Origin of the sequence: Pedobacter terrestris (assembly GCF_052343045.1) — a bacterium.
Classification (GTDB): Bacteria; Bacteroidota; Bacteroidia; order Sphingobacteriales; family Sphingobacteriaceae; genus Pedobacter.
Genome location: NZ_CP180264.1, coordinates 4,248,482 through 4,268,125, shown reverse-complemented (window position 1 = coordinate 4,268,125; position 19,644 = coordinate 4,248,482). Strand labels below are relative to the sequence as shown.

Below are 19,644 nucleotides of genomic sequence, written 5' to 3'. Positions count from 1 at the left end.
AAACAAAATTGCCGCCAGATTACTGGCGGCAATTTTGTTTTAATTCTGTTGTGTTTCATCGAAAGCACGGTTTTCCAGGTGTTTTTCCATATCTAACCGATTTATTCCTTTGCTCCACCAATCCGGAGCTGGTTTCCCTTTTAGTTGATAATCAAAATATTCCATCATCCTTACAGCATAATCTTTTCGGTTCGGTAATTTAGATATACCATGATTTTCCCCTTTATAGGTTATCATCACTACTGGTTTATTTAATCTTCTTAAACCATTGTAATATTCAATTCCTTGCGTATAATCAACTGCGCCATCTTTATCGTTATGTAAAAGCAATAAAGGCGTCTGTACTTTTTTGATGTGATAAATGGGCGAATTTCTGGTAAAAGCATCCCAATTGTCCCAGTATCCCGGAGTTAATCTACCTTGACTAGATTCAAAAATAGCTTGATTGGCACCGCCGCTGTTCCAATAAATTAAACTGTACATGCTAATCATATTGGTTAGTGGCGCACCCGCTGCTGCTGCTTTAAAAATATTGGTTTGTGTAATCAGAAATGACGTTTGGTAACCGCCCCAGGAGTGGCCGTGTATAGCAACGTTTTTTGCATCAACGATTCCTGTTGCAATAGCCGCTTGTACTGCCGGAACCACACAAGCTACAGCAGACATTCCCGGATCATTCAATTTGTATTTAATATCTGGCATTAAAACCACGTAACCATTGCTGGTATACAATGCGGTATTAAAACCACCGCCAGGAAAAGAAGGCATGTTGTATGCATTCAAATTATCTGTTAGGCGTTCATAGATATAGGTAATTGTTGGGTAAGATTTTCCTTGCTGATAATTCGCCGGCAAATACATTGCAGCTTGTAGACTATCGCCATTGGCACTTACATAATTGATGAGTTTTACGCCAGCGGTCCACGCGTATTTAGCCTGATCAGGTGTGTTTGTATTTGTCTGTTTCGGATTCAGTAGTTTTGGCGAGGCTGATGCGTACAATGTTGGCGAATTTGCAAAATTACTTTTGGTGAACACATACGTTTCAGATTTTTCTGCTTTTGCAAGAGCAGAGTAAGTATTGTTGTCCATAAAAAGAACCTCAATTTTATTTTTTCCGGAGGCAAGCAATCCTATTCCAGCTTGTTTATTTTGTGTATCAAATACAGCAAAATATTGGTCTTTATTCAAATCAATACCTTTTTCATCATCATAAATAGAATAGCGGTAGTTTACTTCCTGTTTTTTTGCTTTCCAGTTGTTTGATAGTGGCGTGACGCTGTTTCCATCGGCAGAAATTTTCCATAAATCAAAATTGTCTTTAATCAAAGCAAACTTAGAATCTGCAGACCAGCCCAGGTTTTGTGTTGCAGGTTTTTGAATGTTATGATCGTCCAACGCATCTACAAAAGAAGATTTGATTTTTCCGGTTAAGTTAGATTTTTTTCCGGTCTCAAAATCGATACTATAAAAAATGCCGTCTTCATAGTAAGAAGCTATTTTCCCGTTTGGTGCAGTTGTTAGTCTGCCGCCACTAGATGTGTACATTTTTTTAAAAAGCAGTTTCTTTACACCGGTTTTAAGGTTCGTTAGATAAATATCTGCGTAGCTTTGTCCGTCTAGATTGGCCATTAATTCGTAGGCATTTAGATCATATCCAATAGCATACAAACTATTCGGCGCAATGGTTACCGTGCGTGTAATGCTATCTGCGAGTTGAACAAATTTTTTATCTGCAAGGCGATAAGCGCTTAGGTAACTAAATTTTTTATCGCGCATTTCTTGGGTTTGTTGCGCAGATTGCAGGCGTTTATCTTGCCAATTCCAAATGGATACATCTGGTTTTTCAATATCTTCTTTTTTGGGTTGAGCTTTTGTTTTTGCTAAACTATCTGTTTTTACTTTTGCTGCGCTATCTGTCTTTGTAGTTGTTTTTTTAGGATCGGTTTTAGCCGTAGCAGTAGAATCCTTTTTGCTGTCGGTTTTTTTATCTTCCTTTTTTTCTAAAGTATTGATGCCAAAAAATAATGTTCCCTGATCGTCAGACCAATATGGATTTGCATTTTCGTTAATGCCCATTCCTTTTGTAAAATTCGCATCTTCCAGTCCGTTGTAAACTGTTTTTACAGTGGCTTCACCATTTAGTTTATTGAAACCTAAAACCGAATAGACCTCATCTTTATATTTATCGTTTTTGTTCGATTTTAACAATGCGAAAGCTGTTCCTACATCATTCCAGTTCAGACTTTTGTAACTGGCTTTATCGTTATCGAGTGCGGTGGTAATTCCGGTTTTCATATCACGCAGAAAAACTCCATTTCCGTTCTGCCCGTTTGCATCAATAAGATAGGCCAGTTGTGTGCCTGCTTTATTGAAAGCCAATTCAGATACATTGCCAATATTAAAAATTTTCTTTGTGCTAAGCTGGTAAAGAATAACATCGGTTCCTTTTGCTGCGTCTTTATCTTTTGCTGCATTTTCTAAAGCAGCAAATTGAATGGCAATCCAGTCTGCCTGTTCGCCAGAGAAATCAAAACTTTTTACTCGTTCAAAAACAACAGATTTATTGTTTGCCAGAGATACAATTGTTAACTTATCATACTGCTGCTTGTTGGTCTTTTTTGCCGCTTTTGCCTCTGCATCTGTCAGAGAAACTTTGAAAGCCGCATATTTAGAATCTTTAGAGAATACAGCTGTATTGGCCACTGCACCAATGGGATAGCTGTATTGTAAGGTATCGAAAGTTTTTTTAATGGTCAGTTTTAAATCGCCTTCGGTTGGTCCGCTTGCCCAAGCCAGCCATTGTCCGTTTGCAGATAATGAATTGCCCCGGTTGAAAGTCCATTTAGAAACATCTTTCCAGGTTAAGGCGGGTTTCTCTTGTGCGTGTACACCCAAAGTGCTGGCAAGCAACAAAAGCGTGCAAATAAATTTGGTTTTCTTCATAAAGGTTGTTTTCGACAAAATAAGAATTATAAGGGTTTTTTTCCAAGATTAAGATATATTAACAAATGTTAAGTGTCTGAGTTATGACCGATTTATCGTACTTTTGCCGATAAATTTTTTGGGCGAAATAAAGCCTTTAACACATGTTTTAATTGAATCTGTACGAAGTATTTTGCAGGTTTTAAATGATTTTTTGAATGAAAATTTGGCAAAAAAATATTGATGTAAACCAATTTGTAGAAAGTTTTACTGTAGGTAAAGACCGCGAACTGGATTTGCAGATGGCAAAATTTGATGTGCTTGGTTCGCTTGCACACACCCAAATGCTAGAAACAATCGATTTGCTTACTGCCGAAGAACTCAGCATAGTACAAGCCGAACTGAAGAATATTTATGCAGAAATTGAGGCTGGCAATTTCACCATCGAAAACAGTGTAGAAGATGTGCACTCTCAGGTAGAATGGTTGCTTACCCAACGTATTGGAGAAGCAGGCAAAAAAATACACAGTGGCCGCTCTCGTAATGATCAGGTTCTGGTAGATTTGAAACTCTTTTTCAGAAGCTGTATAGAAGATATGGTAAACAATACTTCGGTTTTGTTTAACCAACTTATTGAACTTAGCAATACGCATAAAGATAAACTGATGCCGGGGTATACGCATCTTCAGATTGCAATGCCTTCTTCTTTTGGCTTGTGGTTTGGTGCTTATGCAGAAAGTTTAGCAGATGATTTAGAATTGATGCTTGCTGCCTGGAAAATTACCAATAAAAATCCTTTAGGTTCTGCTGCGGGTTATGGATCATCATTTCCATTAAACCGTACGCTTACTACAAATTTATTGGGTTTTGAAAGCCTTAATTACAATGTGGTATATGCGCAAATGGGCCGTGGTAAAACGGAACGTATTCTGGCGCAGGCGATGTCTGCGATTGCTGCATCATTGGCTAAAATGGCGATGGATGTGTGTCTTTTCATCAATCAGAACTTCGGATTTATCAGCTTTCCGCCAGAATTAACAACCGGTTCCAGCATTATGCCACACAAAAAAAATCCGGATGTATTTGAACTAATTCGTTCGCGTTGCAATAAAATCCAGGCATTGCCAAATGAAATTGCTATGATGATTACCAACCTTCCTTCAGGTTATCACCGCGATTTGCAATTGCTTAAAGAAAACCTTTTTCCGGCAATTTCTTCGCTTAACGAATGTTTGGAAATGGCAACCTTCATGTTTCAGAATATCAGCATTAAAGATGATATCCTGAAAGATAAAAAATACGATTACTTATTTAGTGTAGAAGTGGTAAATGATTTGGCTTTGCAAGGCGTTCCTTTCAGAGAAGCATATAAAATTGTTGGCGAACAGATAGAAAACGGTACTTTTGCTCCATCTAACCAAATTCATCATACTCATGAGGGGAGCATTGGCAATTTATGCAACGAAGAAATTTCTGCATCAATGCAAGCCGTTTGTAGTCAGTTTGGTTTCGAAAAAGTAAAAAGAGCGATCGAAAATCTGGTTAAATAATAAAATCAGATCGGTAACAAACAGCTGTATAGGTTAAAAACAAAAAATATGAAAGTTTCAGTACTCGCCAACTCATTAATTGGCTCAGAGATTATCAAAATTGGAAATGAAGTAAATGAGATGAAACGCACAGGTGCAACCATTGCGAATTTGACTATTGGCGATTTCGATTCAAATATTTATCCAATTCCAGAAGCATTAAAAGCAGGAATTGTAGAAGCTTATCATCAAAATCAAACCAATTATCCGCCGGCAGATGGTATCTTGCCTTTACGCGATACTGTGGTAGAGGTTTTAAAAGATCGTTTCAATCTCGATTATAAAAATAATGAAATTCTGGTTGCAGGTGGCTCCAGACCATTAATTTATGCAACATATCTTGCTCTGATTGATCCCGGAGATACAGTAGTTTTTCCTGCTCCATCATGGAATAACAATCATTATTGCCACTTAACATCGGCAAATGCAATTGCTGTAGAAACCGATGCAGAACATAATTTTATGCCTACAGCAGCGCAACTAAAACCGCATTTGAAAGGGGCAACTTTATTGGCTTTATGTTCACCATTGAATCCTACCGGAACGATGTTTACTGCCGATCAGCTTGCTGAAATTTGTGATGTTGTATTGGAAGAAAACCAATCTCGCGGAGCGGATGAAAAACCTTTGTACATGATGTACGATCAGATTTATTCTTTGCTTACTTTTGGTGTAGAGCATGTAAATCCGGTAAGTTTACGACCAGAAATGCGCGATTATACTGTTTTTGTAGATGGAAGTTCAAAATGCTTAGCTGCAACTGGCGTGCGTGTTGGCTGGGGTTTTGGGCCGGCATCTATTGTCGATAAAATGAAAGCACTGGTTGGCCATATGGGCGCATGGTCTCCAAAAGCAGAACAAGTTGCAATGGCAAAATATTTTGCCGATAAAGTAGAACTAGATCGTTTTCTAACCGCCTTTAAGGCAAAAATTCAGGACAGTTTATCCGCGCTTTATGAAGGTTTCCAAGAACTTAAATCAGAAGGTTTCGCTGTAAATGCTGTTGAACCTATGGGGGCCATTTACCTGACCATTAAAATTGATTATATCGGAAAAACAACTGAAGATGGCCAATTGTTGAAAGACAGTGCAGATGTGAACTTTTATTTAATTAAAGAAGCCGGTGTAGCTTTAGTTCCTTTTTCTGCCTTTGGCAACGAAGATTCTATGCCTTGGTTTAGAGCATCTGTTGGCGCCTGTACTTTACAAGACATTAAAGATATGATGCCGCGTATTAAAGTTGCCTTGAGCAAACTGAAATAACAACTAAAATTAGGTAATAAAAAATCCCTCATCATGATAAAATGCTGAGGGATTTTTGTTTTAACCAAACTGCCTTTAAGGATTGTTGATGATATGTACATCGGTCTGGGGAAATGGAATTTCTATACCGGCCTCGTCTAATGCTTTTTTACAATCGATAATTAGCTGTTCATTCATCGTCCAGAAATCATCATTTGAGGTTGTTACGCGTATAGATAAGTTTACAGAACTATCTCCGAGCGCTGTAACTACAATTTGAGGCGCCGGATCTTTGTGTGCATACGTATTTTTTTCTGCGACACTTAATAAAATATCTTTTGCTTTTTTTAAATCTGCACTGTACGAAACGCCAATATCAAACCAGGTTCTCCTTGTTCCAAGTTCTGTAAAATTGGTAATACTGCTGTTAGAAAGCGTTCCATTTGGAACCACCACCAACTGATTTTGAGGTGTCTGTAATTTCGTATTGAAAATATCGATTAAAACAACTGTTCCGGAAACACCTGTGCTGCTAGAGATGTAATCACCAATTTTAAAAGGACGTAATGTTAGAATTAACACGCCGCCTGCAAAATTTGATAACGAACCTTGTAAAGCCAAACCAATAGCTAAACCAGCGGCACCGATCATCGCGATGAAAGCAGAAGTTTGAACACCCAGTTGAGTAATCACAATGATAAACAGAAGAATTTTTAACGACCAATCGATAAGCGTACTTAAAAAACGTCTGAGCGAAAGGTCAACCTTTTGTTTTTCGAAAATTTTGGTGACAATCTTATTGATAATTTTGATAATCCATAATCCCAGTAAAGCAATAATAATTGCTGAGACTACAGCTGTTGCAATTTTAGGTGCATAATCCATCGCTGTTGATGAAAATTTGTCCCAAGTGCTATCGATTTTTGTAGGATCTAAATTTAAAGGTTCTTGCATAGTTACTGTGTTTTAGTTCTTTAACGGAGGGATTAGCCAAATGTAAGGCTTATCTGTTTTACATCAAAAAAGCGTTTAAATAAATAACAAAGATAATTTGCTGTCAATGAAGCAACTTTTAAGTGCTTTATGTTAAATTTATTTTCAACTAAAAATGTTTATAAAATCTGCTTAACCAAATAGAAAGACATGCAATTCAATAAAATTATCGCCTGTGCAGTGATGCTTTTATCCCTCCAGAGTATCGCGCAAGAACCGACACTTCAATGGCGTCCGAACTACCATTTTACCGCAGAGAAAAACTGGATTAATGATCCAAATGGTTTGATTTTTTTGAATGGAGAATTTCACCTGTATTATCAGTACAATCCGTTTGAGAATAAATGGGGGCACATGAGTTGGGGGCACGCCATGAGTAAAGATTTAGTAAATTGGAAACATTTGCCTGTGGCGATTCCTGAAAAAATTACCGCAGATACCACAACTATGATTTTTTCAGGCTCTGCCGTTTTAGATAAAGAAAATGTAAGCGGATTCGGAAAAAATGGAAAAGCACCGTTGGTGGCATTTTACACTGCAGATTTACCCAAACAGCACAATGAATCGCAATATTTGGCTTACAGTAATGACGGCGGTTTAACGTTTACCAATTATCAGAAAAATCCAATCCTCAACCTAAATAAGAAAGATTTTAGAGATCCTAATGTTTGGTGGCATAGCGCTTCTAAACAATGGATTATGACAGTTGCAATGGTAGATGAACATCAGGCACTCATTTATGGCTCAAAAAACTTGAGAGATTGGACGGCTTTAAGTGATTTTGGCCCCGAAGGCAATACCGGAAATGGGTGGGAATGCCCGTTTTTAATTCCTTTAGCCGTTGATGAAAATCAAGACGATGTGAAATGGGTTTTGGCAATTTCGCTTTTCGGCCCGCGCGGACCAATGATGCAGTATTTTATTGGCGATTTTGATGGTAAAACTTTTAAAAATAATAATCCTGCAGATTGGACATTGACTGTAGATGATGGCGATTCTTTTTATGCCGCAATTCCCTGGAACAACGCACCAAATGCCAAATCGATTTTGCTTGGCTGGTTACAACCCGGAAACAGTAAAACTTTTCCTTGGAAAGGACAAATGTCTATCCCCAGAGATTTATCGCTTAGATCAACACCGGAAGGCATTCGTCTATTTCAGCAACCAACATCCATTATCGGGGAAAAATTAAACAGTTTATCAAAAAACCGCATTTTTTCTAAGCAAAACCTCGAAATCCGCGGAGAATTGCGCTTGGATAGCTTGTCAAATTCCAATTGGATTGATGCAGAATTTGATCTTCAACATGCGAAAACCGTGGGCATTAAAATTTTGCAACTTAAAGATGATAAAGGAAATGTAGTTAAAGAAGTAGAAGTTGGCTACTACGCAGATCAGCAAGAGTTATATGTAGATTGTTCTCGCTCAGAAAAAGGAATCAAAGAGGATAAAAATCTGGTTCAAAAAACAAAGATTCATCCGCTTAAGGGCAAAGTAAAATTTCAGATTCTGATTGATCAATCATCGCTAGAAGTATTTGCCAATGGAGGAGAAAAAGTAATTACTACGATGGTATTTCCGGGAAAAAATGCAAATGGAATATCTGCATTTGCTAAAGGAGATATAGCGCAACTGAAGAATTTTAAGGTTTGGAATTTGAATTAAGGAGTTAAGCAGATAAAATTGAAGTTCTTTTTTTGGGGATAATCGCCAGAATCCAATTGTGTTATAAAAACAAAGCTCCTCTCAACATTTTGAAAGGAGCTTTGTTGTATATCTTCAGACTTCGGCCTACTAACCTCCGACTTACTTAAATTCGCTGGTTTTGAAAAATTCGATATCCGGATAATCCTGTTTGGTTAAATTGATCATATAATCGTTATCGGCAAGATAAACGGGAAGTCCTTCTTTATCCGTTCCAATATGCGCTTGTTTTCTTTTTACAAATTCATCCAGTTTTTTGCGATCGGTAGAATTTACCCAGCTCGATCTGCTATAACTCAAAGTACGGAATCTGCATTTTGCACCATATTCATGTTCTAAACGAAAGTTAATTACTTCGAACTGAAGTTCTCCAACAGCACCAATCACTTTCCGGTTTCCGGGTTGCATTACAAACAATTGCGCAACACCTTCATCCGTTAGCTGCTCAATACCTTTTTCAAGCTGTTTGGTGCGCATAGGATCCATATTTTCTACTTCCTTAAAGATTGATGGAGAAAAACTTGGTATGCCTTTAAACTGAAGCTTTTCGCCTTCAGTAAGCGTATCGCCAATTTTGAAATTTCCACTATCATATAAACCTACAACATCGCCCGGCCAAGCCTCTTCAACAATGCTTTTTTCATTTGCCATAAAATCCATCGGATTACTGAATTTCAGTTTCTTATCCTGACGAGTATGGTAGTAAAATTTATTGCGCTCAAATTTGCCCGAACAAATGCGTAAAAAGGCAATACGATCGCGATGTTTCGGATCTAAATTGGCATGAATTTTAAAAACGAAACCGGTAAAATTCTTTTCATCTACCAATACATCACGTTGTTCTGCTTCGCGGTGGCGCGGACTCGGCGCAATGTCAATGAACGTGTCTAAAAGTTCCTTAATCCCAAAGTTATTGATTGCGCTACCAAAAAATACAGGCGCCACTAAACCTTCTTTATATAAACTAATATCTAAATCGCCATAAACGCCGTTTACAAGTTCGGCATCGTCTTTTAAAGTCTGTACTTCGTTGTCTTTAAGATAATCTAAAAGCGCTTCATCATCAAGATTATTAACCGCTACAACAGAATCCGTAACCTTGGTTTTATCAGAATTAAATAAATTAAGGTGTTTGTTGTATATGCTATATACACCTTTAAACGTATGTCCTTGTCCAATGGGCCACGAAAGCGGACAAAGACTAATGGCTAGTTTCTCTTCAATTTCGTCCAAAAGATCAAATGCATCCTTACCTTCACGATCCATTTTATTGACGAAAATAATTACCGGCGTATTTCGCATGCGGCAAACTGACATCAGTTTCTCCGTTTGCTCTTCAACACCTTTAACACAATCTACCACAAGAATTACACTATCTACCGCTGAAAGTGTACGATAGGTATCTTCTGCGAAATCTTTGTGACCCGGCGTATCCAAAATATTAATGCGTTTGTCGCTATATTCAAAACCCATAACCGATGTGGCTACAGAAATTCCACGCTGACGCTCAATCTCCATAAAATCTGAAGTATTGCTTTGGTTTGCCTTATTCCTTTTTACTGCACCAGCCGTATTAATGGCACCTCCAAACAACAGAAACTTTTCTGTAAGTGTGGTTTTGCCCGCATCGGGGTGACTAATAATAGCAAAGGTTTTGCGTTTTTCTATTTCGGGGTTAAGCATAATAAAAGGAAATTATAAGATAGGAGGAAGCGCTAAAGAAATCTGGTGGAAACTAGGATTTTAGAGTTGTGCTTCATGAGGTTGCAAAGATAATAAAAACTGGGCAATTGTATACTTATGCACAGCGGATATTGTAAGCGTTGGCAGAAAGCCCGGCAATATTTCTATTTTTGTGCTAAATTGTTTAGTTTTATTTGTTCCTCCCTGATAAAGCCAAACCTAAAAATTATTGCCGATGCCAATTGTAGAAGAAACTTCTATGCCTGCAGAAATTGCAGCGAAATTTGTGAATTATACCTCTAAACATGTTTTTCTAACCGGGAAAGCAGGTACAGGTAAAACTACATTTCTAAGAAGACTGATTAAGCTTACGCATAAGAAAACCTTAATCTGTGCACCAACAGGTATTGCTGCAATTAATGCTGCCGGGGTTACTATCCATTCTTTATTTCAATTGCCTTTTGGTGCGTTTTTTCCAGATGCTGCCGGTGCGCTTGTAAATGAAAACATCAATTTTAATTTTAATACACCCAGAACGTTGGTTAAGCACCTGAACATGCAAGGCAATAAAAGACGCATGTTGCAAGAGGTAGAGCTTTTGGTTATTGATGAGGTAAGTATGTTACGCGCCGATATGCTGGATGCGATTGACTTTGCCTTACGTTATGTTAGGCGAAATAAAAATGTACCTTTTGGCGGAGTTCAGCTTTTATTTATTGGTGATCTTCATCAGCTACCGCCGGTAGTGAAAAACGATGAGTGGCGAATTATGGCTAAATTTTATAAAAGTATTTACTTTTTTGATGCTTTGGCCTTGCAGGAAAATCCTCCGGTTTATATTGAACTGGATAAAATTTACCGTCAGGATGATGCCGTGTTTATCAATTTATTAAACAATCTGCGCAACAATCAAATTCATGCAGATGATACCGCACTTCTTCGTCAACATTTTAAACAGGATTTTAAGCCAGCAGCCAATGAAAATTTCATTACATTAACCACGCACAACCATAAAGCCGACAGTATAAACCGCGAGCGGATTACACAACTAAAAACCAAATCTTACTTTTTTGAAGCGAAGATTCAGGGAGAATTTAATGAGTATGCGTACCCAAATGATAAAAGCCTTGAATTAAAAGTTGGTGCACAAATCATGTTTATCAAAAATGACATGACAGGAGAAAAAAGGTATTATAACGGTAAACTTGGTATCGTTCATCATATCGAAAAGGATTTGATTGAAATAGAATTGCCAGAAGATAAAATGGTCATTCAGATTGCGCCTTACACCTGGGAAAATGTTAAATATAAACTGGATGAAGTAACAAACGAAATTCAGGAAAACGTTGCCGGATCTTTTATGCAGTATCCCATAAAGCTTGCGTGGGCTATAACGGTGCATAAAAGTCAGGGTTTGACCTTCGATAAAGCCATTATTGATATTGGCGACGCATTCGCACCCGGACAAGCATACGTTGCGCTTTCGCGCTTGCGCTCTTTAAAAGGTTTGGTTTTAACGTCGCACCTGCGTGATTCCGGTTTACAACAAGATCAGAATATTCATTACTTCTCCAATACAAAACAACCTGAAGATATTTTAAATCAGCAAATTGGAGAAGAAAGTTACACATTCATCAGAAGTTATCTGTTGGCTGCGTTTGATTTGAATGTTACACGTTATTATTTAAAAGAACACAGGCAAACTTTTGACAAAAGTGAAGGAAAATCTGCGAAGCAAAAACATGACGATTGGGCGCAATTGGTTTACGATGATTTTGTGAAAATTACTGCAACGGCAGATACCTTCATCAATCAACTTAAAAATCTGTTTGCGCAAAAAACAGAACATACTTTATTCAATGTATCTAAACGTGTTGATGCAGCATTGAAATATTTTAATCCGTTGATCAAGGAAATTTCTGACCGCTTTTTGGCACATATCGAAGCCATTAAAGATGAAAAGCAAATCAAAACCTATTTGACAGAATTGCTTGAACTCGAAATATTGATTTACGAGCAGTTAAAAAAGATGCATAAAAGCAAAGCTTTACTAGAAGCTTTTGTTGATGGAAAAGAATTTAGCAAAGGGGATATGGACGCACTGCTCAATACCGTTGAGCGGAATAAGCAACTGGAGAAAGCTGTACAATTAAAAGGCACAACAATTAAAGTAAAATCGCCAGTTGAAAAGAAGAAAAAGGAACCAAAGGTAGATACAAAACTGGTTAGTTTTGATATGTACAATCAGGGTAAAACGATAGACGAAATTGCAAAAGAACGCGGATTTTCACTTACAACAATTGAAGGTCATTTGGCCTATTATGTATCTACACAACAATTGGATGTTAAAGATTTTGTAAAAGCCAATAAACTGAGAAATATAAGCTCTGCTGTAGAAAGCCTTCAAACAAAATCAATGAAAACAATTAAAGATTTTTTAGGCCACGATTATAGTTTTGGAGAAATTAAAATGGCACTGGCTTCGATGTTTCCGACTGAAGAGTGATTTAACCACAGTGGAAAAAATAAACCATATAAGGGATGTAAGAACAAATAAGCTTTTATGAATAGAGAAGAATTAAAAGATCTTGTTTACAGAGTAAACGGAGCCGCAATTGAGTTTCATAAATCTTTGGGGCCAGGCTTACTGGAAAGCATTTATCATAAATGTTTGAAACGAGAATTGATTCATCGAGGCATTGAGTTCAAGTCTGAAATGTCTGTGCCAATTTACTATAGAGATGAGTTGGTTCAAACAGATTTATTTTGTGATCTGTTTGTAGAAAACGCACTTGTGGTAGAATTGAAAGCAGTTGAAAAAGTCTTGCCAATACAGGCTCAGCTATTATCCTACATGAAACTTCTTAGTGTACCAATGGGATTAATGATTAATTTTAATTGCTTGAATATTTTTGAGTACGGACAAAAAACGTATGTTAACGAGCTGTATAGATTTTTACATTAGTGTGCTGATGATATTGTTTACTGGTCTTCTATTTCTTATATGGTTTAGTTATTTTTATAAAATTTTATAAAAATTTATATTGGAGAAAGTTAAACTTTTAGAACAGTACATGCCAGAACAGGCAGCACCACTTATTGCCAGGTGGATTGATTATTTTCAATGTGAGTTTAAAATTTCAAAAACCCGTTCTACAAAACTTGGCGATTATCGCCATCCTTTTCAAGGCAAAGGACATCGTATTTCGGTAAACTTCAATCTCAATCCTTACGCTTTTTTGGTAACTACAGTGCATGAGTTTGCACATTTGCTCACCTGGAACGACCATAAAAACAAAGTGAAACCACATGGTTTAGAATGGAAAAAGAACTTCCAGCGGATGATGGTTCCCTTTTTTGATCTCCATATTTTCCCAAACGATATTCATCAGGCTATAGATAATTACATGTCTAATCCGGCTGCATCAAGTTGTTCTGATTTACACTTATCCCGCGCTTTAAAAAAATACGATCCGCAGAAAGATGAAAGCCTTCATTTAGAGCAGTTGCCAATTCAAACTACATTTCAAATTAAAGATGGAAGGCGTTTTATCAAAGGAGAACGGATCCGTAAACGATACCGCTGTATTTGTCTGGATGATAAAAGAACCTATCTGTTTAATCCGCTGGCAGAAGTTTTGGTACTCGCTTAATATTTTTTAAGGCCTTGCTTTAAGCCTTGCTAAATAAATCGAAATTCATCGCCATCAAACAAACCTTTATCACTTAATTTTAAATGCGGGATAACCAAAAGCGCCATAAAAGAAAGTGTCATAAAAGGTGCTTCTAGCGTAGAACCTAAATTTTTGGCAAACTGATCTATTGAGGTGTATTGTTCGGCAATTTCGTGTCCGTTATGATCGCTCATTAAACCCGCTACCGGCAAAGCTAAAACCTCTTCTCTTCCATTGCCTAAAGCCACAACACCGCCGGTTTGCGCAATAACCAGGTTAACGGCTTTACAAATGCTTTCATCATCTACACCAACGGCAATAATATTGTGGCTGTCATGCGCAACACTAGAAGCTATTGCACCGTGTTTTAAGCCAAAGTTTTTTACAAAAGAAATAGCCACGGGTGCATCGTGATAACGGTTTACAACTACAATTTTTAAAATATCATGATCTACATCCGAAACAATTTCATTGTTCAGCACACGAGGTTTTACCGAAAGTTTATGTGTAATCAGTTGTCCGTCCAGCGCTTCAATAACAGGTATTCGGTCTTCTCCACAATGTGGAAGTTTGAAATCTTGCGGGCTTTTCACACTGCAATCAAAATTGTTTACTGAGGGTTTATTGGCTGCGGATTTGATCCAGTCACCAACAGTTTCACCTTCTTCGGCTAATAAAATGCCATTGATATAAGTTTGTTCAACTTTGAAATCTGTGAGATCTCTTGAAATAATAAAGTCGGCATTGTCTCCAACGTTCAAACTGCCAACATCAAGTTGATAATGTTTAATTGGATTGATGCAGGCGGCCTGTAAAATATTGAAAAGGTCTATTCCTTTAGCTACGGCGCGTGCGCAAAGTTCGTTAATGTGCCCGGCAACTAAACTGTCTGGATGTTTGTCATCACTGCAAAACATAATCATTTCCGGCCAATCGTTCAGCAAGCCAATCAGTGCCTCAAAATTTTTTGCAGCACTTCCTTCTCTAATTAGGATTTTCATTCCGCGTTGAAGCTTATCTAAAGCTTCTTCGGCCGTAAAACACTCGTGATCGGTAGAAATGCCTGCATCAATATATTGTTGTACAGCACCGCCACGCAAGCCGGGTGCATGTCCATCTACAGGTTTCCCAAACTCATGAGCGGCGGCAATTTTTGCCATTACATCATTATCTTGATTGAGAACACCAGGGAAATTCATCATCTCGCTTAAATATTTGATCTCCGGCCGGCTCAGCAATGCGCGAACATCTTCAACATTTAGTTCTGCTCCGGCAGTTTCAAAATGTGTAGCAGGTACACAACTTGGGGCGCCAAAATTAAATTTAAAGGGAACAGTATTTCCATTACTAATCATAAATTCTACACCTTCCAAACCGCAGACATTTGCAATTTCATGCGGATCGCTGATCGTAGCAACCGTGCCGTGTACAACAGCAAGGCGGGCAAATTCACTCGGAATAAGCATACTGCTTTCAATGTGGACATGGCTGTCGATAAATCCGGGTAAAATAAAATGGGCACTATCTTTTGCATCAGACATCTTTTCCTTTGATTTGATTTTGCCTGCCTCTACCGATATTTTACCGAAATATATGTTTCGGTTTTCAATATCAACTATGTTTCCTTCAACTTTAAATTGGCTCATCTTTTATCTTTTTACCCCAGTTTACATTGCGGTTTTTTATTTGGCGATTGATTTTGAAAACGAAATTAAACTTCAGTTTTTTACTTTCAAATCAATCGCGCTCTAGTATTTTAATAATTTATTTATCGTTTCTGCTAATCTGGCTTTAGCCAGAAAATCATCTTCTAAAAGTTTATTCATCGGAATTGCGGTATCTAAACTAGCACATCTAAAAATTGGTGCATCCAGATATTCAAAACAATGTTCGGCAATCCATGCTGCTATTTCTGAGCCAAAACCATTCGTGAGTGTATCTTCATGCAAAATCAAAACTTTCCCCGTTCTTTGAACGGCCAGTTTTACCGTTTCTTTATCCCAAGGTTGCAATGTTCTTAAATCAACAACGGTGGCGCTGAGCTGATGTTCATGGATATAATCCAGCGCCCAATGTACACCTAAACCATACGTAACAATGGTACATTCATTTCCTTCAGAAACTGTTGCTGCTTTTCCAATTTCAGTTGTAAAATAACCTTCTGGTACCGCGCCTGTTAAATTTCTGTACAGGTATTTGTGTTCAAAGTACAATACAGGGTTTGGGTCTTCAATTGCGGCCAAAAGTAAACCTTTTGCATCACAAGCGAAAGCCGGATACACAATTTTCAACCCTGGTGTTTTGGTAAACCAAGCCTCATTGCTTTGCGAATGAAATGGACCTGCGCCCGTTCCGGCTCCGGTTGGCATGCGGATTACGACATCTGCTTTTTCTCCCCAGCGGTAATGCGTTTTGGCCAGATTATTTACGATTTGATTGAAACCTTCGGTCGCGAAATCTGCAAACTGCATTTCCATAAGCGCTTTGTAACCGTTAATAGATAGACCTAAAGCCGCACCAACAATTGCAGATTCGCAAATTGGTGTATTTCTGATCCTTGCTTTACCATATTTTTCTGCCAGGCCTTCAGTAATTTTAAATGCTCCGCCATATTCTGCAATGTCTTGGCCCATAATAATTAGCTGCGGGTATTTTGCCAAAGCTAAATCCAAGGCATCGGTAATTGCATCTAAGTATCGTTTGTTTGAGTTGTTCTGCTGAGGAAGTACCGGAGATTGTACAAATGGAAAGTACATGTCTTTTTCTTCCTTTAACGCATTTGCAGTGGGTTCCTCTTCATCAAAAGCAACTTCTACTTCCAGATCTATATTTTGTTTTTGTTTGATTTTGATGTCAATGAGCTGGTCTGAATCTAAAATTTCTTGTTCAAGGAGAAAAGCTTCAAAATTTCGGATTGGATCTTTTTGTTCCCATTCATCCAACAGCGTTTGAGGGACATATTTTGTTCCGGATGCTTCTTCGTGCCCGCGCATTCTGAAGGTCAGGCATTCAACCAAGATCGGACGGGGATTTTCCCGGATATCCATCGCAATACGATTAATGGTATCATAAACTTCCAGAATATTGTTTCCATCGATTTGAATACCCTCAATGCCATAACCAATTGCTTTATCCGTAAGTTGTTCACATTTGAATTGTTCTTGGGTAGGGGTAGATAAACCGTAGCCATTATTTTCGATGAGGAAAATAACCGGCAGGTTCCAAACTGCTGCTAGGTTTACGGCTTCATGAAAATCACCTTCGCTTGTTGCGCCTTCTCCAGTATACACCAATGTTACTTTGGCTGATTTATTTAAGGTGTCTGCCAATGCAATTCCATCGGCAAGTGCCATTTGCGGACCGAGATGAGAAATCATCCCAATAATTTTATATTCCTGCGTACCGAAATGAAAAGAGCGATCACGGCCTTTGGTAAAACCGGTTGCTTTGCCTTGCCATTGGGCCATTAGTTTTTTTAATGGAATACCCCGACTGGTAAATACGCCCAGATTGCGGTGCATGGGCAAAATATACTCGTTGCTTTGCATGGCCAGCGTAGAACCAACTGAAATGGCCTCCTGACCGATGCCTGAAAACCATTTTCCAATTCTGCCCTGACGGAGAAGCTTGAGCATTTTCTCTTCAACCATACGTGGATAAAGAAGCTTTTTGTACAAATCAATTAAAAATTTGTTGTCTTTATGTCCGCGGTTGAATTGCATGTTTTGTTATTTAAGAGAGGAGTTGTCCCAAGCGTTGACCATTTTCAGGTTTTTGATTTTTTAAAAATCGGAAAAGTTTCAGGTGATCAAAGTTAGGTTTTGAGTTATATCAGTTGTGGCGATTATGGCATCGGGAAGTTTTATTTTAGACATTTTACAAATATTGATTGAGAATCTATGATTTCTTCTGTTAAGCCGACGACGTTGCTTGAGTTTGTAAAATCAAGTAATGTCTGATACCCATCTGCTGTAGTATTAAATCCCAATAACTCGGTTTTATTTATGAAAGATCTATTTGGAACGCGATCTATAATTGGATGCATAAATAACATTCCATCTCTACCAATTTTATTATCAAGATAGTCAATAATGGTATTGGTGTCAATTAAATATTCCTTTCCCATTCATTTCTGGTATCAATGATATATTACTGAAATTCTTCGTATTGTTGATCAGTAAGATTTAGTGAAGATGGCGAATTTCTTTCATAGACTTTCTGTTGGCGCTTCTTTTTTTTCCAAAATTTTAACAATATCTAACGCTTCTAAATCTTGTAAAAGTTTATAAGCTTTCTCGTTTGTAATTTGCAGCAAAATCGTTTCCATATTTGGATCAGTTTAGTCGGTAAATCAAATATAACAAAAATGTAAGCCGAATCCGTTATAGATTTATGGATTAAATGTCGAATGAAATGATTAATATATAGCTTAGTCTTCGCGCTTTTTTTTCAGATCTTCCCATTGTTTGGAGAAAGATTTGTCTGCTACATTTGGCAGTTCCCGATGTTTGCCCCAGCTTTTCCTAAAGAAAGTTTTCAGCATATAATTCTTAAATTTTCCTCCAAAAAAGTCCATCCATTTACGTTTTTGCATCATACGGTTAAACATTCCCCAGCCTACTTCTTCAACCTTCCCGTTTTCATGTGCGGCTGCTGCATCTCTACGATTGAGCAGAAGCATTTTATGAATGTCAATTTTTACCGGACAGACTTCTGAGCATTTTCCGCATAAGCTGGAAGCATAACTTAGGTGTTTAAATTCTTCCATGCCTTTAAAATGTGGCGTAATTACCGAACCGATGGGGCCGCTATATGTGGTATTGTATGTATGTCCGCCAATATTTTTATACACCGGACAAGCATTTAAACATGCGCCACAACGGATGCAGTATAAACCCTGGCGTTGGTCTTTCTGAGCCAGCAAATTTGTGCGGCCATTATCCAGCAGGATTACATACATTTCTTCAGGTCCGTCGGTTTCATTGGCTTGCCGCGGGCCGCTTAAAATCGAGTTGTATACCGTTAAATTTTGTCCTGTTCCATGTGTGGCCAGCAAAGGCCAAAATAAATCTAAATCTGCAAGTGATGGAATTACTTTTTCGATACCTACAATGGCGATATGAATTTTTGGAAATGTGGTACTTAAACGCGCGTTGCCTTCATTTTCTGTAAGGGCAATGCTGCCTGTATCGGCAATTAAGAAATTTCCGCCACTAATGCCAATATCTGCCCGCAGGTATTTATCGCGCAGCAATTCTCTCGCTTTCTGCACCAATTGCGGTGGAGTTGCATCTATCGGCGTATTGAATTTTTCATGAAAAAGTTTTGCTATATCCGTTGCACTCAAATGCATTGCTGGTGTTACGATATGATATGGCGCCTGCCCAAGCAACTGAACAATATATTCGCCTAAATCGCTTTCCAGGGATTCTATTCCATTTTTTGCAAGGAAATCGTTGATGTGAATTTCCTCCGTTGTCATAGATTTTGACTTGATTACAGTTTTACCATCGGCGCGCTGAATAATATTCAGAATTTCTTTCTGTGCTTCTTCGGCATCATTTGCCCAAATCACCTTTCCGCCACGGCGTTGAAAATTGGCCTCAAATTCCGGAAGAAATTTATCCAGATTTTCCATCACCCGCCATTTAATTGCATGTGCCTTTTTCTTTGACGCTTCGAGATTCTCCAATCGTGAAATGCCTCGTGCTACGGCAACATTGTATTTGCCAATATTATAATTGATGGTATTGCGATGGGGAATATCGAATGCTTTCTCGTCTGATTTCTCTAAAAATTCCTCGGCAGTTTTCATCGGCTTTTGTTTTGTAATC

General features: G+C 38.0%; 13 protein-coding genes. 6 read left to right on the top strand and 7 right to left on the bottom strand.

Annotated elements, in window-relative coordinates:
* Positions 1 to 39: 39 nt before the first annotated feature.
* Positions 40 to 2,946, bottom strand: a complete 2,907-nt coding sequence (locus ACJVDH_RS18230; RefSeq protein ID WP_443944832.1) for an alpha/beta hydrolase family protein — start codon at positions 2,944 to 2,946, stop codon at positions 40 to 42.
* Positions 2,947 to 3,143: 197 nt separating this feature from the next.
* Here ACJVDH_RS18230 and argH point away from each other — a divergent pair, with 197 nt between their 5' ends.
* A complete protein-coding gene (argH, locus tag ACJVDH_RS18225) occupies positions 3,144 to 4,475 on the top strand; it encodes an argininosuccinate lyase (RefSeq protein ID WP_443944831.1) in 1,332 nt (443 codons plus the stop codon).
* Positions 4,476 to 4,523: 48 nt separating this feature from the next.
* Positions 4,524 to 5,777 (top strand): pyridoxal phosphate-dependent aminotransferase, encoded by a 1,254-nt coding sequence (locus tag ACJVDH_RS18220; protein WP_443944830.1) that lies wholly within the window; start codon positions 4,524 to 4,526, stop codon positions 5,775 to 5,777.
* 75 nt (positions 5,778 to 5,852) lie between these two features.
* Here ACJVDH_RS18220 and ACJVDH_RS18215 read toward each other — a convergent pair whose 3' ends face one another.
* Positions 5,853 to 6,710 carry a mechanosensitive ion channel family protein gene (locus ACJVDH_RS18215; RefSeq protein ID WP_443944829.1) on the bottom strand — a complete coding sequence of 286 codons (858 nt, stop codon included), beginning with the start codon at positions 6,708 to 6,710 and terminating at the stop codon, positions 5,853 to 5,855.
* Positions 6,711 to 6,899: 189 nt separating this feature from the next.
* Here ACJVDH_RS18215 and ACJVDH_RS18210 point away from each other — a divergent pair, with 189 nt between their 5' ends.
* Positions 6,900 to 8,414 carry a glycoside hydrolase family 32 protein gene (locus ACJVDH_RS18210; RefSeq protein WP_443944828.1) on the top strand — a complete coding sequence of 505 codons (1,515 nt, stop codon included), beginning with the start codon at positions 6,900 to 6,902 and terminating at the stop codon, positions 8,412 to 8,414.
* 141 nt (positions 8,415 to 8,555) lie between these two features.
* On the opposite strand, the gene ACJVDH_RS18205 is transcribed toward ACJVDH_RS18210, so the two are convergent.
* The gene (locus ACJVDH_RS18205; RefSeq protein ID WP_443944827.1) at positions 8,556 to 10,136 is read right to left on the bottom strand and encodes a peptide chain release factor 3; all 1,581 of its coding nucleotides are present in this window, start codon (positions 10,134 to 10,136) and stop codon (positions 8,556 to 8,558) included.
* 235 nt (positions 10,137 to 10,371) lie between these two features.
* On the opposite strand from ACJVDH_RS18205, the gene ACJVDH_RS18200 reads away from it, so the two are divergent.
* The 3 genes from ACJVDH_RS18200 to ACJVDH_RS18190 all read left to right on the top strand — a co-directional run bounded on the left by ACJVDH_RS18200 (position 10,372) and on the right by ACJVDH_RS18190 (position 13,789).
* Positions 10,372 to 12,642, top strand: coding sequence for a helix-turn-helix domain-containing protein (locus ACJVDH_RS18200; RefSeq protein ID WP_443944826.1), 2,271 nt, complete (start codon positions 10,372 to 10,374; stop codon positions 12,640 to 12,642).
* A gap of 57 nt (positions 12,643 to 12,699) precedes the next feature.
* Positions 12,700 to 13,101 (top strand): GxxExxY protein, encoded by a 402-nt coding sequence (locus ACJVDH_RS18195; RefSeq protein WP_443944825.1) that lies wholly within the window; start codon positions 12,700 to 12,702, stop codon positions 13,099 to 13,101.
* A gap of 79 nt (positions 13,102 to 13,180) precedes the next feature.
* On the top strand, positions 13,181 to 13,789 hold the full coding sequence (locus ACJVDH_RS18190; protein WP_443944824.1) for a SprT-like domain-containing protein: 609 nt from the start codon (positions 13,181 to 13,183) through the stop codon (positions 13,787 to 13,789).
* A gap of 29 nt (positions 13,790 to 13,818) precedes the next feature.
* Here the strand turns inward: ACJVDH_RS18190 and ade are convergent, their stop codons facing one another.
* From ade to ACJVDH_RS18170, 4 genes are all read right to left on the bottom strand, one after another.
* The gene (gene ade / locus ACJVDH_RS18185) at positions 13,819 to 15,456 is read right to left on the bottom strand and encodes an adenine deaminase (protein WP_443944823.1); all 1,638 of its coding nucleotides are present in this window, start codon (positions 15,454 to 15,456) and stop codon (positions 13,819 to 13,821) included.
* 102 nt (positions 15,457 to 15,558) lie between these two features.
* Entirely contained in the window at positions 15,559 to 17,532 is a 1,974-nt protein-coding gene (locus ACJVDH_RS18180; RefSeq protein WP_443944822.1) for an alpha-ketoacid dehydrogenase subunit alpha/beta, read from the bottom strand.
* Between the two features lie 140 nt (positions 17,533 to 17,672).
* The gene (locus ACJVDH_RS18175; RefSeq protein ID WP_443944821.1) at positions 17,673 to 17,936 is read right to left on the bottom strand and encodes a hypothetical protein; all 264 of its coding nucleotides are present in this window, start codon (positions 17,934 to 17,936) and stop codon (positions 17,673 to 17,675) included.
* 303 nt (positions 17,937 to 18,239) lie between these two features.
* Positions 18,240 to 19,625 carry a LutB/LldF family L-lactate oxidation iron-sulfur protein gene (locus ACJVDH_RS18170; RefSeq protein WP_443944820.1) on the bottom strand — a complete coding sequence of 462 codons (1,386 nt, stop codon included), beginning with the start codon at positions 19,623 to 19,625 and terminating at the stop codon, positions 18,240 to 18,242.
* Between the last annotated feature and the right edge of the window lie 19 nt (positions 19,626 to 19,644).

Bases quoted from the DNA above. Each gene is read 5' to 3' on its own strand.
- ACJVDH_RS18210 (WP_443944828.1), top strand. From the start codon at position 6,900: ATGCAATTCAATAAAATTATCGCCTGTGCAGTGATGCTTTTATCCCTC.
- ACJVDH_RS18220 (WP_443944830.1), top strand. From the start codon at position 4,524: ATGAAAGTTTCAGTACTCGCCAACTCATTAATTGGCTCAGAGATTATC.
- ACJVDH_RS18200 (WP_443944826.1), top strand. From the start codon at position 10,372: ATGCCAATTGTAGAAGAAACTTCTATGCCTGCAGAAATTGCAGCGAAA.
- ACJVDH_RS18230 (WP_443944832.1), bottom strand. From the start codon at position 2,946: ATGAAGAAAACCAAATTTATTTGCACGCTTTTGTTGCTTGCCAGCACT.
- ACJVDH_RS18170 (WP_443944820.1), bottom strand. From the start codon at position 19,625: ATGAAAACTGCCGAGGAATTTTTAGAGAAATCAGACGAGAAAGCATTC.
- ade (WP_443944823.1), bottom strand. From the start codon at position 15,456: ATGAGCCAATTTAAAGTTGAAGGAAACATAGTTGATATTGAAAACCGA.
- argH (WP_443944831.1), top strand. From the start codon at position 3,144: ATGAAAATTTGGCAAAAAAATATTGATGTAAACCAATTTGTAGAAAGT.
- ACJVDH_RS18215 (WP_443944829.1), bottom strand. From the start codon at position 6,710: ATGCAAGAACCTTTAAATTTAGATCCTACAAAAATCGATAGCACTTGG.
- ACJVDH_RS18195 (WP_443944825.1), top strand. From the start codon at position 12,700: ATGAATAGAGAAGAATTAAAAGATCTTGTTTACAGAGTAAACGGAGCC.
- ACJVDH_RS18205 (WP_443944827.1), bottom strand. From the start codon at position 10,136: ATGCTTAACCCCGAAATAGAAAAACGCAAAACCTTTGCTATTATTAGT.
- ACJVDH_RS18175 (WP_443944821.1), bottom strand. From the start codon at position 17,936: ATGGGAAAGGAATATTTAATTGACACCAATACCATTATTGACTATCTT.
- ACJVDH_RS18180 (WP_443944822.1), bottom strand. From the start codon at position 17,532: ATGCAATTCAACCGCGGACATAAAGACAACAAATTTTTAATTGATTTG.